Origin of the sequence: Larkinella sp. C7, assembly GCF_006149005.1 — a bacterium.
GTDB lineage: Bacteria > Bacteroidota > Bacteroidia > Cytophagales > Spirosomataceae > Larkinella.
Genome location: NZ_VBSL01000007.1, coordinates 227,402 through 242,129, shown reverse-complemented (window position 1 = coordinate 242,129; position 14,728 = coordinate 227,402). Strand labels below are relative to the sequence as shown.

The window sequence follows — 14,728 nt, the reverse complement described above, 5'->3', positions numbered from 1 at the left end:
GATGGCATCAGCAGGATTCAAAAAGTGGATTATCGTCATCACAACCGTGTCGGCGGCTATTCTGGAACTGATCGACACGTCGATTGTCAACGTCGGGATCACCCAGATGGCGGGTAATCTTGGCGTCACGATTGAAGACATTTCGTGGGTTGTCACGGCCTACGCGATTGCCAATGTGATCATCATTCCGATGACCGGTTTTCTCCAGAACTATTTTGGCCGGAAAACCTACTACATCGGGTCCATCATTCTCTTCACGATTGCGTCCTATTTCTGCGGGATTGCCGACAATTTATGGACGCTGGTGGCATTTCGTTTTTTACAGGGAATCGGCGGGGGCGCATTGCTCTCGACCTCACAGGGCATCATGTACGATGCGTTTCCGCCCTCGCAACGCGCCATTGCCTCGGCTCTTTTCGGGATGGGCATTGTGATGGGTCCTACCCTCGGACCCACCCTGGGCGGCTACATCATCGACAATTACCACTGGAGCTGGATGTTTTTCATCAACGTTCCGATCGGAATTCTGGCGGTTTTCCTGTGCTCGACCTTTATCGACAAACAGCCATCCGAATACAGCATTGATCGCAGTACGATCAAGATTGACCAGATCGGAATTCTGTTGCTGGCCGTGGGGGTCGGGAGTTTGCAGTATGTACTGGAACGGGGCGAAGCCGACGACTGGTTCGACGACCGCGCCATTCTGTACCTGACCATCATAGCCGCCATTTCCATTCCGCTGTTTCTGTGGTGGGAATTGAAAACCAAGAGTCCGGTGATGGATTTACGGGTGGTGAAAAACCGCAATCTGGCCGTCGGTTCGGTGCTGGTGTTCATCATCGGCTACGGCTTGTTCACCTCGATTCTGCTGTTTCCCCTGTTTGCCCAGCGGATTGTCGGTTATACGGCGACCAAAACCGGGAACATCCTGATTCCGGGCGGGGCCGTGGCGTTGATCATGTTCCCGGTGGTCGGGCGGTCGATGGCGGCTGGCGTTTCTCCGCGCATTTTCGCCATTCTCGGCTATCTGGCGTTCATTCTGTTCTGTTACATGATGTCGAACCTCAACGCCGACGCCAGTGAGCGCGATTTTACGTGGGCGTTGCTGGTGCGCGGAGCCGGTTTGGCGATGATCAACGCGCCATTGATCAACCAGTCAATTTCGACCTTAAAACCGTCTGAACTGCCGACCGGTATAGCATTCACCAACATGGTGAGGCAATTGGGCGGGGCATTCGGGGTCGCCATCACCAATACGTACATCGCCCAGCGCAGTGCCGTTCACCGCAACGATCTGGTTTCGAACCTGCAACCCGGTGACGCGTTGACCACCGACCGGCTGAATGCGATGGCCCAGAGCCTGGCGTCCCGGGGGATGAATGCATTCGACTCCGTTACGGCAGCCTACCGAAACATGGATGCGCTGATTTCCAAACAGGCGCTGATGGTTTCGTATCTGGACACGTTTCGACTCGCCGGGCTCTTTTTCGTAGTGACCCTGCCGCTGCTGTTTCTGATGCAGAACAAAAAAATGGACCCCGCAGCCGCCAAAGCCGCGGCCGATGCTGCCCACTAACCAGCCGACCAATCAAGGATAACCTTATCCACAATATCATACGAAAACACAATGAAACTATTTAGTCTCTTTTTTATCCTCACGCTGATTGCGGAAACCGCAGGAGCCCAGTCGATTCCGGACGACCTGCGGGGGCTTATCAATCAGGCCAACACCAACTATCCGCGTCTGAAAGAGCAGCAGCAACAACTCCGGGCGGGCGAGGTACACGTGGCCATTGCCCGTTCGGCCTACCAGCCCAACATTACCGGCAACGGTATTTACCAATACGTTACGCCCGTCGCAAAGGCAACCTTGCCGGTTAACGGTCAGGACGCTACCATTCAGTTTCAACCCAACCACAACGTCAATGCAAACATTGGCATCGGACAGACCCTGTATGACTTTGGCCGGACGGATGCCAGCATCAAACAGGCCGTCGACCAGGTGCAGTTGCTGCGCCGAAATATGGAGCTGACCCGACAAAACCTGGGCTATCAGGTGGCTGCGGTTTATTACGGCATCGGTTTTCTGGAAAAAAGTATGGTGGTGCAGGATTCGGTTATTAAAGTAGCGCAAGGCAATATTCAGATTTTTGCCAATCGCTTACAGAATGGCGAAGCGTTGCAGTATGATTTGCTGACGCAACAGGTCCGGTTAAAAACCGCCCAGAATCGAAAAATTGATCTGCAAAACAATCTGGAGCGGCAACGGGCGTTATTGACGTATCTGACCGGCGATCCAAATCCGGCCATCAGCCCTGTTGCCGTCCAGTTCGATGCACAGGTTCAGCCATTCACACTGGAAGGAAGCCTGCAAACGGCTCAATCAACGAATAAAGAAGTACAACTAGCGCAAGACCGGGTACGGGCGGCTCAAACCGATGTGTTGGCCAACGACCGCAGTGGACGGCCTAACCTGAGTTTTAACGGTTCAGCGGGCTACAAAAACGGGTATTTACCGGAAATTGGCGCGCTGAGGTTTAACGTAGCCGCCGGGGTCAATCTGACGATACCGATTTATGCCGGCAAACGATACAGCTTGCAAAACCAGGCCGCCCGTCTGAATCTGGACGCCAGCCGGTATGCCGTTGAGAACGCCAATGCCCAGTTGCGGCAGAATCTGGAACAATTGAATGCCGATATTCGGAGTAATCAGCAACGGTTACAGAACCTGGAAACGCAGGTGTTACAGGCCCGGAAAGCGCTCGAAATTGCGCAGATCCGGTTAACCTCCGGCGTCATTACACCCGTTGAGTTGCAAAGCGCGGAAACCGGTGTGGAAGAAGCGGAACTGGCCCGATTGAACTATCAGTATCAACTATTGCTCAATCATTTAGAGTATAAACGATTGCTGGGCGAAAATTTATAGGTACCGGAAACGAAAAGTTGATTGTCTGGCAAACTAAAAAAGAAAACAGACGGTTCTTTCAACGTGGCCACGTACACAAATAGCCGCTCTCACACACCAGCAGATGCTCGTCTGCACGACTAGACAACCTGAAAACAGTTTACGACTATGAAAGATCGCGTAACCAACATCCTCAAGAACTTCGGCATCAAGGAATCGGCCATTCATCCTACCGTTCACTTTACGCGCGACCTGGGCCTCGACAGCCTGGACACAGTTGATTTGATCATGCAGTTGGAACAGGAATTCGGTGTTCGGATTCCCGACGAAGATTACTCGAAACTGACCACTTTTCAGGGGGTTGTAGACTATTTGCAGACGGAGCAGCACGTTGCCATGCAGGACTAAGCCAAACTAAAAAATAGAATATGAAACGAGCCGACGCGCGATTCCGGAAGGAGATGCGCGTCGGCTCGTTTTTATGGGCTACACCTCCATACTCACCAGCGCACTGCCCCGCAAAACCGGGATGACGTCGTATAGATCGTGCTGTAAACAGTAGATAATGTCTTTGTGAATGCTAAGCCGGTGGAGCCGCCGGACGTGGGAAGACGGAGCGAGGTAGGCGGGTAAATCGTTTTTCGCCTGGGCATACAACCGCAAGGCCATCAGCCCACTGTCTTCCGGAACCATGTATTCGTCTTTCAGCCGCTCGATCAGCGCCCCGGCAAACAGGGTATCTTCCAGATTGACGCGCCCTTTCCAGCCTGCACACAAAATCAGAACGTCGTAGCGTTCGCCCTGGAGAAACCGCGCCACCGCTTCCAGGTTCAGGAATGACCCAACGAGTACTTTGACCGCGTTTCGCGAACGCGTGATGGCGTAGGTGCCGTTGGTGGTGGTCATGGCAATGTTGGCGCCGATCAGTCGCTCGTCCATGTAGCTGAACGGCGAATTATCCAGCTCGAAACCGTCCACTTTTTTGGCGTTTCGTTCGGCTGCGGCCAGATAGCCCCGGCCCTGCAACTGGCTGCACTCCTCAACCGTCGCCACCGGCGTAATGCTATTGACACCGTGGGCAAAAGCGGTCACCATGCACGAGGTAGCCCGGAATACGTCTGCTACGACAACGATGGAATTTTCGAGGGAATCGGCATGCAGGTGGAGTAAATCGGGAGTCAGGCAGACGTCAATGGTTTTCATACGGGGAGGGATGGGAACACGGATTGTGCGGATTGAACGGATTTGCACAGATAAAAATCAGTTTTGATCCGTTCAATCCGCACAATCCGTGTTCCCATCTACGTTAATTTTTTACAAAAGGTAATTTCACGACCTGTGCCTTCAACAGCCGGTCGCGGACTTTGACAAATAATTCGGAACCCGGTTTGCTATATTCCGTCGGAACATAGCCCATCCCGATGCCCTTGCTAAGCGTGGGCGACTGGGTGCCGGACGTGACTTCACCGATGCGGTTTCCATCAGCGTCGCAAAGCTCGTAATGGCTCCGCGGAATGCCCCGGTCGATGAGTTCAAATCCGACCAGTTTCCGTTTCAAACCGTCCTTCTTCTGATTTTGCAGGTTTTCGGAATTAACAAACGGTTTGGTAAATTTCGTCACCCAGCCCAAACCGGCTTCCAGGGGAGAAATCGTATCATCGACGTCGTTTCCGTAGAGACAATAGCCCATTTCGAGTCGCAACGTATCCCGCGCGCCCAATCCGATGGGCTGGATGCCGTAGGGTTCGCCGGCTTTCATGATCGCATTCCAGACGGCTTCGGCCTGTTCATTGGCCACGTAAATTTCAAAACCGCCCGCACCAGTATAGCCCGTAGCCGAGACAATCACGTTGGGAAAACCGGCAAAGTCCGTCTTCTCGAAGGTATAATACGACATCGAATCCAGCAGGACGTTGGTCAGCGGTTGCAGTGCCTGAGCTGCCAGGGGCCCCTGAACGGCGAACAGACAGGTGCCGTCCGAGATGTTGATCATCTCCAGGCCACTCCCGAAATCGTTCTGGCTCTGAATCCAGTTCCAGTCTTTTTCGATGTTCGACGCATTTACCACCAGCATATATTCTACCTTGCTGATCTGATAAATGAGCAAATCGTCGACTACGCCCCCCTGATCATTGGGCAGGTAGCTGTATTGCACTTTGCCGTCGTAGAGCAGCGAGGCATCATTAGCCGACACTTTCTGAATCAGATCAAGGGCTTTTTCACCTTTCAAAATGAACTCACCCATGTGGGATACATCGAAAATGCCAACCGCATTGCGGACGGTCTGATGCTCCAGAAGGTCGGATGAATACCGTACCGGCATTAGAAATCCGGCAAACGGCACCATTTTTGCCCCAAGTTGTTCGTGAATCGTTTCGAGCGGTACGTGCTTTAAATCCATAAAACGGAAGAATTGTAAATGCGATTCGGATTCCGGTTTAACGCATCGATCGCGCTCTTTATCCATTAACCCGAATTACAAAACTACCGAATTGTTGACGGTTTTCCATGTATATGACCTCCCGCTGCCGGTTTCTCTTCTCCTTTGTTTTTTTATTCAGCCCTTTATTTGTGCTTGCTCAAACGACTATCAGGGGACAAGTTCAGATTGACAGCACGAATCAGCCGGTTTCCTACGCCCTGATCAGCGAGCCACAGCACCGGTTTGGTACCTACGCCGATGCGCAGGGGCGGTTTTCGGCGCGGATTCCGGAGGGCATCGATACGCTCCTGATTAGCTGCGTCGGTTTTGAGAATCTGCTGCTGCCGCTGGCCGGTTTGTCGGATACCACGGCGGTTTACCGGCTGCGAGCCAAACCGAACGTGCTGACCGAAATTGTGGTTCGGGGCCGAAAACCGAAGGTGGTGGCCGTCGGGGCCCTCCGGAAGCGCGCGCCGATTGTCTGGGGCAACTGCTCGGGCCGGAACATCGAGTTTGCGTTGCACGTCCGCAATACCAAAGGCATTCGGGGGTATCTGCAGCGCGTTTCGTATCTGATTGCACGCGGGGGTGTGGCGACGGCACCGTTTCGGGTGCGCATTTACGCCAACGCGGACGGCGAACCGGGCGAGGACCGGCTGCCCCAGAGCGTGGTGACGGCCGCCCGGCGGGGCAACACCTGGTGCGAGGTCGATCTGTCGCGCTACCAGATTGAATTTCCGAAAGAAGGTCTCTTCATCGCGATGGAATGGCTCCCGACCAACGAAGACCGCTATAAATTCGCGACCTCGTTCAAAATGCCGGATGGTCAGAAGAATGTGCGGGAATGTTTCGGGCAATACCTGGCGTTCAATCGGGAGCTGCGGACGGCAACCTACTGGGAGCGCATCAACGGCGGCACCTGGCGACGCAACGCACCCCTCTCGCGGGTCGGAATGGGCGAGCATCCGGTGATTCAGGCGAAGATTGCGCTGGAATAGTAGGTATTGGTAAATCTGAGTTATCCTGTTAACTTTCCTATACAATAACCGCAATCTGTATGTTTCCGCAACTCGTTTCTTACTTCCAGAACCAACCGGTGAAACGCGCCTATCTGTTTGGCTCGGCGGCACGTGGTGAGCAAACGCCGAACAGCGATATTGATATTCTGGTTGAACTGGATTATGCACAGGGCGCTGATTACTTCCGGTTTCTGGACATGCAAGAGCAGTTATCTCAATTGCTGGACACTCCCGTCGATCTCGTGAGTGCGAATGGCCTTTCGCCGTTCATTAAGCCGTACATTGATCGGGAAAAGTTACTGATTTATGAGAAAGCCGATTGACGATAAAGCGCGATTGCTCCATATTCTTCAAGCCATTGCCTACGTCGATGAATTTATGGCTGATCGTCCTAAAGAATCGCTTTACGACGAACCGATGTTTCGCTTTGCCATAGAACGACAATTAGAAATTATTGGTGAAGCGGCTAACCACCTGTCTGACGCACTAAAACAGTCTGCTCCAGAAATCGAATGGCGCAAGATTGTTTCCTTCCGAAATTTCGTAACGCACGAATACTTTGGCGTTGATCTTGAGCTACTTTGGGACATTTCCACTAATAAACTGGAGCCGCTTAAATTAACCGTTGAGCGAATTCTCACGGAGAATTTTGAGAAGTAAAATCAGCGCGTCATCTGGATTACGCAGACCTGGGCTGATGGTGTAACGGTTTTGGAAAGTTGTTCCTTGAATCTGACGGACTTGCTTCGGGAGGAGGGTATTACGTTTTGAGATAATTAAATATTGGCTTTTTTCTCTTTTATTCAAGCAAACGCCCCGACCATCAAGCCAGGGCGTTTACAAATCAGAGAACCGGCGTATGGTTAACTCGCCAGAAAGTTAATAGCCTGTTTCAGGGTGCGCTCGTTTCCGGTTTCGGGGTCGCTATACGACCGCTCACCCACCTCGATCGTTAATTCTTTCCCCATCAATTGTTTGGTATCAAGTTCTTTGCCTTCCTGGGCTTTGATCCCAACCTGATCGAACAAACTGATGATCGCGGGCATACCCGCCGGGGATTGATAAAACCGGTGGGAAACGTAACCGGCTTCGTTTTCAAACCGGACGGCAAAGAACGGAATGCCTTTGCGTTCGCTAACGCCCTCCTCAATGTGCGTGATCGTAACGGTCTGCCGGCCATCGACCAAAACCGTTTTGTCCTGCCCTTCTTCTACTGCAATTTTCATAGCGTTGATCGTATCGTATATTTATATCATACAACCGACTAAAAGCAAGAGTTGTTTAAATTTGCAGGCTTTAAGTTAACAAAAAATGCTTTTTCGATGTAAAAAAACCCAATTTGGGTCATTTTCTATATTTTAGATGTATCATATACTTTAGGCCAGTAAGTTTTTACGCTCCGCCCAACCTGAAAAACCTTTCGATCAGTTTTTATATCCTTTTCCTTCAACGAACGCTTTTTGATTGTATACTTATCTTCTATCAACTCATGTGGATCGTATTTTCGTTACTGGCCGCTCTAGCTTCCGCTGTCGTGGTGACATTGTCTAAAGCGGGCATCAAGCAGGTCGATTCCAGCCTGGCGTTTGCGATCCAATCGGTTTGCATCCTCGTGGTGTCATGGGGCGTCGTGATCGGGCAAGGCAATCTGCCGGATGTCAGTCGCATTGACCGGCGCGTCTGGATTTACCTGATCGCTGCGGGCATCATCACCTGCGTCTCGTCACTGCTCACATTTCGAGCGTTGAAGTTAGGCGATGCCTCCCGCACGTCTCCACTGGACAAAATCTCGCTGGTGTTTACGATCATCCTGGCGGTTATCTTCCTGAAAGAAAAAATTAACTGGCAAGTCATTGCGGGCGCCGTCCTGATGGCCGGTGGGGCCGTATTGATCGCCCTGTCGAAGGAGTAGCATTCAATCCTTTGCCGGTTTCGCGCCGGGCAGGCGGCTTTTCAGAAAGGCAATCTGGCCCCGGTGGTTCGATTCGTGCTCGCAGACGTGGAACCATTTCCAGTAGGCATTGACCGGTTGCTGTTTCGACCAGACCGGGTCGAGCGCCAGCAGCCATTCATCATCTTTGGTTTTTAGCAGGTTCAGCGTTTTTTCCCGCACGGCAGCCAGTTTGTCCAGGTAATAATTCACCTCGTGGCCTTTGATCTCTTTCCGCCCGGCATCGCCCAGCGCCATCGCGGCCCCCCATTTCTTTTTTTCCTCCTCGTTGAATTCCTGCCGTCCTTCGAACGTATTGATCTGGTAGAACTTGTCCGTTGCCCCCAGATGCAGCAACAAACTGCCGATGGTGTTGGCGTGGGCATCGAACAGAAAGTCGAGTTGTGCTCTGGTCATGCCTTTCACCAAACGAATAATGGTGTCCCGGTTGTAGTTCAGCATCGAAACGAGCGTGCCAATTTGGGGCGTGTAGCCCTTCAACGGACCGATCACGAGCAGGTTGTCTTCCGGAGCAAAACCGTGAGCAGTGGGAGAAAGCAGCCCCGGCAGGCTGATCCCTGCCGTTAAACTACCGTTCAGAAAGGTTCGACGCGAAATGAGAGAATTCATACCCGTAGCGTTAAAATGTGAGATGGTGAGCCGGTTGCAGTAGCAGTCATTTGGCGAATCCAATTTACTCACTCTTTCAGTAATTTACTACGCCGAATCGTTTGCCCGTCTTCATCCTGAATCAATACAAAAAACAGGCCCGGCGACAAGGTAGACACGTCGATGTTTGCGGAGTAATCGGTAGCGGTTCGGGTAAGGAGTGCCGAGCGAAGGGCGATGCCCCGGACATCCACCAGCGTAAACCGGTACGTCCGGCTCTTGACCGATTCCGGTATAAACGAAACCGTCACCTGCCGGAAAGCGGGATTCGGCGAAACCCACAGGCTAACTCCTGAACTGACGGACGGATTCACTGATGTAATGACGTCCAGCGTGATTTCTGCCGAAACCAGTTCGGCACAACCGTTGGCGTTGGCGCGCACCGAATACCGTCCTGATTGCGTGGCCGTATACAATTGCTGCGTGGCCCCCGCAATCGGAACGCCGTTCAACAACCACTGGTTGCCCGTCGTTGCGTTGGATCGCAGGGTGTAGCCATCCCGGGTAATCACCGGTGCCTGTGGCTCTTTGACCGTAACGACCACAGCCGCAGAAGTTGCTGTGGGGCATTCGCCCGACACCCGGACGCTGTAGGAACCGGCAGCAGTCACCGACAGCGTAGCGGAGGTAGCCGCCGAAATCACCTGCCCGTTCAACAACCACTGATAGGCATACCCGGCTACATTCTGCGCCCGCAGCACCACCGAACTCCCCCGGCAAATGTCCGTTGCACCGTCGGGCGTTACCACCGCCACCACGGCAGAGCCCGGTTTGGGCGTCACGGCCACGCGCTCCGATGCCGGACAACCCGCTGCTTTCACCCGCAGGTTGTAGAAGTAATAATAGGCATTCGTCAGCGTATCCCCGTTGAACAGCGACCCTTTCAGACTAATGACGCCGGGAATCTGGAACGGAAAACCCGTGACGCCGACATTACTCCGAAAAATGGTAGCACCATCTTCGTAGGCAATACCAATCGTATAACTACCCGCTTCAGGAATCGACAGATTGAGCAGATAGTCGGCCCCCGGATCGGTGGGGTCGTCTGATTGCTGGCCTGATGGGGGCGTTCCGACGGGTGTGTTGGGGCTTCGCGTGGGCGTCACATCGAGCGTCACACTGGAAACGAAAGCCCCATCCGGTTTCTGAACCGTAAACGTAATCCGTCCCGCACTGCCGATATACAGGCGGGCACTTTCCAAAACGATTGGAACCTGCGTCGTAATCACCGGTTGTGGGCCAAAATTCCCCGAATACGTTCCTCCGCCAAACGCCTGTTTGGTCGCCGGGCCGAACGTGCCGACAAACTGGTTGAGCGCGGCATAATAAATTCCGCTGGCTGGTTGGCTGAGTGCCGTTGCCTGATTGCCCGCACCGATCAGGTTCCCGCCCGTCGGGGCGTCGTACCAGAAAGCTGTGCCACTGCCGGTATTTCGGAGCGAAACCGCACTGTTGTCACAGGCCGAAACCGAAAAACTGCCCTGATCGGTGATGGCTGCCGAGGTCGTCAGAATACTGACCAATTGATCGTTTGCCGCATTTTGATCCGTCGATAAACGCGTTTGAACGGTGAAGCGATAGGCGGTTGCGGTTCTGAATTCGGCCAGACCACGCAGAACCAACCGGGCTTCCTGCGATGGCCCCAACGTCACTTTCAACGTGTCGCTCAAGTTGGCAACAGCCGCTCCAAACGGGGCCAGAATCTGAACCGTCACCGGAATGTTCCGCTGCTCGGTGGAGCCGTAATTACGAACCGTTACGGCTACCTGAATCTCGGACTGACTGCAAAAACCGTTCTGGGGCGACACCAGCGCACTGATTCCGACATCGCTTTGCGGACGCACGAAGCGCACCAGATAATCTTGGGTTTCGCCGTTGGGATAATTTCCGCAGGCCTGCACGAATCCCGCATCGCTGGTTTCGACCGTCACAATCCGTAGGCGTGTAGATTGCCCTTCCACCAAACCGCCCGGCACCGTTACGGTTGTCGAGAACGTAGCCGAAGTCGTCAGCACACCCGAGGTGGCGACCAGTTCGTCCGCGTCATCAAAATCACCGTCTAGATTCCAGTCAATGAACGCCCTCGTAATGGTTTGCCGGGTTTGGCCACAACTGCCGAGGGTCACGTTCAGCGGCAGTTGTTGACCGATAGAAACGTTGGTGATTACACTCGTGAAATCAGAATACGGCTGGCAGCCGTCGCGCCCGGCCTGGTCGATGGTGCCGAAACGAACACGGTCGATGTTGGCCGCACCCGCTGACGTAGCCGCCGAGGCACAATACGCATTTCCACCGGTTCCGCTGACGATCAGACCGAAATCCTGTCTGCCGTTCAACAGGCTGTTTTTGTGCGAAATTGTCAAGGTGTAGGTTTTCCCCGGAATGGCATCGGCAATCAGAATCTGCTCCACATTGTCCCGAAGGTTATCACCCCGCGTGGCCGGATTCGCCGGGTTGGCCGGATCGAGCACCCAGGGTAACAGCGTTTGCGAGCCATCCGCCACGCGAATATCCAGGTCGTTGACCAGTCGCGGACTGCGGTTATTGAAATTCGCCACGGAAGCGCCCAGACTCGTCCCGGCCGGATCGGTCCAGCAAATCGTAACCACCAGCGGTCCGCGCCCTGAAGCGACGATCTGCACAGTTTGTCGTTCGCCCTGGTTCAGGGTTCGTTCTTCCAGCAAATGGCTTTTGTCAGTATTGGCAATAACGCGCGCGGCTTTTTCCACGTTGAGCAACCCCCAGCCAAACCGGTAGTCGGGGCCGGGCGCGTCACCGGCTTCGTTGGCGGTGTGCAACGCCAGTCCTTTCAGCGTCGAAGATCGCATGAGCTGGCCATTGTGCGACTGAGCGTATTGCTCCTGCAACAACAGCAGCGACCCTGACACGTTGGGGGCTGCCATCGACGTGCCGGAAAGCGTGGCGTAGGCGTTGTCATTGGCCGATCCGGCGGCCAGCACGCTGACACCCACGCCCACCAGATCCGGTTTGATGCGCCCGTCGTCGGTCGGACCCCAGGAACTGAAACCCGCCAGCCGGACGTCCGAAGGTTGGGCATATTCGGTGGCAATGCTGCTGACGGCGCCCACCGACAGAATATTCTTGGCGTTGCAATCCGTCGAAATCTGATCGTAGCCAGTCTGGTTGTTGCGGGGAGTGCGGCTGGCGGCATTCCGGTTGACAAGCCAGTAGGGTTCGTTGGCTCCCGGGCCATTCTGGCCGTGTGTATTGCCCGCCGACTTTACCAGCAGATAATACGGAGCCGCCACGGCAATGCGGTCCAGATCGCGGGCACCGTTGTTGTAAATCCCGAATTTATAATCATCTAACGCATTGACGGTCGTATCGCCCCACCATTCCCATTTGATGTCACCCGCGCGGTCGGCGTTGAAAACCCAACCGGCCTGAATGTTGTATGAATGGTTGGAAAGCAGCAAATCAGCCGCAGCCGCAGCGATTTCGGCGTCATCATTGCTGAAGTCATACGCTTTCAGATTGGCCCCGAAAGCCATTCCCCGCGCCCGTTCGTTTACCCCGGCACCGATCATGATGCCAGCCACGTGGGTCGGGTGATTGCTGATGGTACCGCTGCTATCGACCTGCGTAACTCGCCCGGTTAGTTCCGCGTGGGTCGAGCGCACTTTGCCGCCATCCCAGATGCCCAGTTTGTCGCGCACAGCCGCGCTATTGCCCGACAGGTTCAGGCCGAGCGAACCGCCGGTATACAGCGATGAGGTACGGGTCGTATTGCCCGCCCGGGTAGCGCTGGTGGTCGCCTTAAAGAGCAGATTGTTGTGTTCATCGACGCCGTGGAGAAGCACGACCGTTCCGTCTGAGCGTTCCTGACGCAGCGGGACCTGCCTTTTCTGAGCGATTTCTACGGCCCGCAGGTACGCCGGACGACGGTTTTGCTGCAAACCCTGACTAAGCTGGTTGAGAACCGACTGCTGTTGCCGGTTATAAAGCGGTTTTTGAGCATTGGCTCCGAGCGCCATCCCCACCAGCAAGCCAATCCACAGAAATCGGAAACGTGAAGCCATAAAAAAATGCTAAGCCCAACAAGTTATTAAAACTGTTGGGCTTAGCATGTAATCAGAACGGATTTTTAATCCGTTTCGTATTAAACCGCCTTCTGGGCAGACAAAACTACGTCTTTTACCTTTTTAGTGGTCGCGTTGGAAACTTCAACCCGGTAGGTACCGTTTACGGCATCTTTCAAACCGAAATGAACCGTGTTTCCTTCTCCCAATTCTTTGCTGGCAATCACTTCGCCGTTCAATTTTGACAACCGAACCGTAATCGGCTGATCATCAACTCTATTGACAACGACGGTTACATTCGCCTGCGGACCGGATTGGCCCATCAACGAACCAAGCAGTGATTTAGGTGTAACAGCGTCGACTACGCAAATCATAATAAAGCCCATCCCAAGGGCCATTAACGAAGCTTTCAGTGTGGTGTTCATCTTTCTATTTGTTTACAGTGGAAAACCTTTTTTCTAACTATTCAACAAAGTAACTATTAAAAGATGACATAAAGTTCTACCCATTTAAGGCACTGGTTTTCAGTGCAATTTCAATTTCAACAGCTTATTACAATTGTATTTCTACGCACCAAATATTATTTTGCGTCTAATCGAAACAGATTCATTTAATTTTCAGATAAACCGCTTACTCAAGAATGAGGAATAATTGAAAAATTCAAAAATTCTTTATATAATACAATTTTATTTTTCAAGAACTGGAGACAAATCGAAGTTTTACCGTCATCATACTGTTTTCAAAATGCCGGAAACGGCGCTGAAACGGCTGTTTCAGCCTTACAGGAGCAAAATCGGAGTATATTGAATAGTAAACACAATAGCATAGAATAATGCAACATACCCTTCCCGTGACACCGCCCTTGTCTGAGAGATAACCGCAAAAAAAAAGCGGTGTAGGTTGATCCTACACCGCTTCCGTAGTTTCCGGCTCCGCCAGAACCGGTTTTGATTGTTCCGGCGGGGGAATATACTGCCGGAAAAAGCTGGCAATTTTCATTTGCAAAACGCCAAATACGGCTTCTTTGAAAATTCCACTCGACATTTTAGAGGCCCCCCGGGTTCGATCGGTGAAAATAATCGGCACTTCGGTGATGCGATAACCGTATTTCCAGGCCAGAAACTTCATCTCGATCTGAAAGGCGTAGCCAACAAACCGAATATTATTTTGCAGAACGGTTTTCAGTACGTCCCGGCTGTAGCAGATAAATCCTGCGGTGGGATCCATAACCCGCATACCGGTAATGAAGCGAACGTAAATCCCGGCAAAATACGACATTAAAACGCGCCCCATCGGCCAGTTTACCACATTGACGCCCGTGATGTATCGGGAGCCAATGGCCACATCGTTGCCGGTGTCGACACAGGCTTCGTGGAGCCGCGCCAGATCGTCGGGGTTGTGGGAGAAATCGGCATCCATTTCACAGATATATCGGTAGCCCTGCTCCAGCGCCCAGCGAAAACCGGTGATGTAGGCCGTGCCCAGGCCCAGCTTGCCTTTCCGTTCCATCAAATGAAGCCGCCACGGCAACCCGTCGGCGCCATATTCCTGCTGCAATTCTTTCACCCGCCGGGCCGTGCCATCCGGTGATCCATCATCGACAATCAGCACATCGAAAGGCGTCGACAGACTCATAACCTTTCGAATGATGAGTTCGATGTTTTCAATTTCGTTATAGGTCGGAATGACCACCAAGCATTCTTTCAAGGTAACAGTCGGGTTAGAGTACGCTCCCCATAAAAT

14 protein-coding genes are annotated in these 14,728 nt (G+C 53.0%); 7 read left to right on the top strand and 7 right to left on the bottom strand.

Annotated features, from left to right (window positions below; genetic code table 11):
• Position 1: 1 nt before the first annotated feature.
• The 3 genes from FH871_RS19270 to acpP all read left to right on the top strand — a co-directional run bounded on the left by FH871_RS19270 (position 2) and on the right by acpP (position 3,313).
• On the top strand, positions 2–1,576 hold the full coding sequence (locus tag FH871_RS19270) for a DHA2 family efflux MFS transporter permease subunit (RefSeq protein WP_138993032.1): 1,575 nt from the start codon (positions 2–4) through the stop codon (positions 1,574–1,576).
• Positions 1,577–1,627: 51 nt separating this feature from the next.
• Positions 1,628–2,926, top strand: coding sequence for a TolC family protein (locus FH871_RS19265; protein WP_138993031.1), 1,299 nt, complete (start codon positions 1,628–1,630; stop codon positions 2,924–2,926).
• Positions 2,927–3,073: 147 nt separating this feature from the next.
• Positions 3,074–3,313, top strand: coding sequence for an acyl carrier protein (acpP, locus tag FH871_RS19260; protein WP_114406463.1), 240 nt, complete (start codon positions 3,074–3,076; stop codon positions 3,311–3,313).
• 78 nt (positions 3,314–3,391) lie between these two features.
• On the opposite strand, the gene FH871_RS19255 is transcribed toward acpP, so the two are convergent.
• A complete protein-coding gene (locus FH871_RS19255) occupies positions 3,392–4,108 on the bottom strand; it encodes a 2-phosphosulfolactate phosphatase (protein WP_138993030.1) in 717 nt (238 codons plus the stop codon).
• Positions 4,109–4,211: 103 nt separating this feature from the next.
• Positions 4,212–5,306 (bottom strand): glycine cleavage system aminomethyltransferase GcvT, encoded by a 1,095-nt coding sequence (gene gcvT, locus FH871_RS19250; protein WP_138993029.1) that lies wholly within the window; start codon positions 5,304–5,306, stop codon positions 4,212–4,214.
• A 170-nt stretch (positions 5,307–5,476) separates the two neighbouring features.
• Between gcvT and FH871_RS19245 the strand changes: the two genes are divergently transcribed.
• Genes FH871_RS19245 through FH871_RS19235 form a run of 3 tightly spaced genes read left to right on the top strand, consistent with a single transcriptional unit; the run spans position 5,477 to position 7,006 of the window.
• Positions 5,477–6,325 (top strand): carboxypeptidase-like regulatory domain-containing protein, encoded by an 849-nt coding sequence (locus FH871_RS19245; protein WP_171062889.1) that lies wholly within the window; start codon positions 5,477–5,479, stop codon positions 6,323–6,325.
• 59 nt (positions 6,326–6,384) lie between these two features.
• Positions 6,385–6,669 carry a nucleotidyltransferase family protein gene (locus tag FH871_RS19240; RefSeq protein WP_138993027.1) on the top strand — a complete coding sequence of 95 codons (285 nt, stop codon included), beginning with the start codon at positions 6,385–6,387 and terminating at the stop codon, positions 6,667–6,669.
• Positions 6,653–7,006 carry a DUF86 domain-containing protein gene (locus FH871_RS19235; RefSeq protein ID WP_138993026.1) on the top strand — a complete coding sequence of 118 codons (354 nt, stop codon included), beginning with the start codon at positions 6,653–6,655 and terminating at the stop codon, positions 7,004–7,006. The genes FH871_RS19240 and FH871_RS19235 overlap by 17 nt, the downstream gene beginning before the upstream one ends.
• A 203-nt stretch (positions 7,007–7,209) precedes the next feature.
• Here FH871_RS19235 and FH871_RS19230 read toward each other — a convergent pair whose 3' ends face one another.
• Positions 7,210–7,572 carry a hypothetical protein gene (locus FH871_RS19230; protein WP_138993025.1) on the bottom strand — a complete coding sequence of 121 codons (363 nt, stop codon included), beginning with the start codon at positions 7,570–7,572 and terminating at the stop codon, positions 7,210–7,212.
• A gap of 263 nt (positions 7,573–7,835) precedes the next feature.
• Here FH871_RS19230 and FH871_RS19225 point away from each other — a divergent pair, with 263 nt between their 5' ends.
• Positions 7,836–8,258, top strand: coding sequence for an EamA family transporter (locus tag FH871_RS19225; protein ID WP_138993024.1), 423 nt, complete (start codon positions 7,836–7,838; stop codon positions 8,256–8,258).
• Positions 8,259–8,261: 3 nt separating this feature from the next.
• On the opposite strand, the gene FH871_RS19220 is transcribed toward FH871_RS19225, so the two are convergent.
• The 4 genes from FH871_RS19220 to FH871_RS19205 form a co-directional block, all read right to left on the bottom strand.
• The gene (locus FH871_RS19220; RefSeq protein WP_138993023.1) at positions 8,262–8,906 is read right to left on the bottom strand and encodes a DinB family protein; all 645 of its coding nucleotides are present in this window, start codon (positions 8,904–8,906) and stop codon (positions 8,262–8,264) included.
• A 68-nt stretch (positions 8,907–8,974) separates the two neighbouring features.
• On the bottom strand, positions 8,975–12,985 hold the full coding sequence (locus FH871_RS19215; RefSeq protein WP_138993022.1) for a S8 family serine peptidase: 4,011 nt from the start codon (positions 12,983–12,985) through the stop codon (positions 8,975–8,977).
• An 80-nt stretch (positions 12,986–13,065) separates the two neighbouring features.
• Positions 13,066–13,410 (bottom strand): hypothetical protein, encoded by a 345-nt coding sequence (locus FH871_RS19210; protein WP_138993021.1) that lies wholly within the window; start codon positions 13,408–13,410, stop codon positions 13,066–13,068.
• A 481-nt stretch (positions 13,411–13,891) separates the two neighbouring features.
• Positions 13,892–14,692 (bottom strand): polyprenol monophosphomannose synthase, encoded by an 801-nt coding sequence (locus FH871_RS19205; RefSeq protein ID WP_138993020.1) that lies wholly within the window; start codon positions 14,690–14,692, stop codon positions 13,892–13,894.
• Positions 14,693–14,728 lie beyond the last annotated feature (36 nt).

Excerpts from the sequence above, each read along its gene's own strand:
- acpP (WP_114406463.1), top strand. The coding sequence starts at position 3,074 with ATGAAAGATCGCGTAACCAACATCCTCAAGAACTTCGGCATCAAGGAA.
- FH871_RS19240 (WP_138993027.1), top strand. The coding sequence starts at position 6,385 with ATGTTTCCGCAACTCGTTTCTTACTTCCAGAACCAACCGGTGAAACGC.
- FH871_RS19230 (WP_138993025.1), bottom strand. The coding sequence starts at position 7,572 with ATGAAAATTGCAGTAGAAGAAGGGCAGGACAAAACGGTTTTGGTCGAT.
- gcvT (WP_138993029.1), bottom strand. The coding sequence starts at position 5,306 with ATGGATTTAAAGCACGTACCGCTCGAAACGATTCACGAACAACTTGGG.
- FH871_RS19210 (WP_138993021.1), bottom strand. The coding sequence starts at position 13,410 with ATGAACACCACACTGAAAGCTTCGTTAATGGCCCTTGGGATGGGCTTT.
- FH871_RS19215 (WP_138993022.1), bottom strand. The coding sequence starts at position 12,985 with ATGGCTTCACGTTTCCGATTTCTGTGGATTGGCTTGCTGGTGGGGATG.
- FH871_RS19235 (WP_138993026.1), top strand. The coding sequence starts at position 6,653 with ATGAGAAAGCCGATTGACGATAAAGCGCGATTGCTCCATATTCTTCAA.
- FH871_RS19270 (WP_138993032.1), top strand. The coding sequence starts at position 2 with ATGGCATCAGCAGGATTCAAAAAGTGGATTATCGTCATCACAACCGTG.
- FH871_RS19255 (WP_138993030.1), bottom strand. The coding sequence starts at position 4,108 with ATGAAAACCATTGACGTCTGCCTGACTCCCGATTTACTCCACCTGCAT.
- FH871_RS19225 (WP_138993024.1), top strand. The coding sequence starts at position 7,836 with ATGTGGATCGTATTTTCGTTACTGGCCGCTCTAGCTTCCGCTGTCGTG.
- FH871_RS19220 (WP_138993023.1), bottom strand. The coding sequence starts at position 8,906 with ATGAATTCTCTCATTTCGCGTCGAACCTTTCTGAACGGTAGTTTAACG.
- FH871_RS19265 (WP_138993031.1), top strand. The coding sequence starts at position 1,628 with ATGAAACTATTTAGTCTCTTTTTTATCCTCACGCTGATTGCGGAAACC.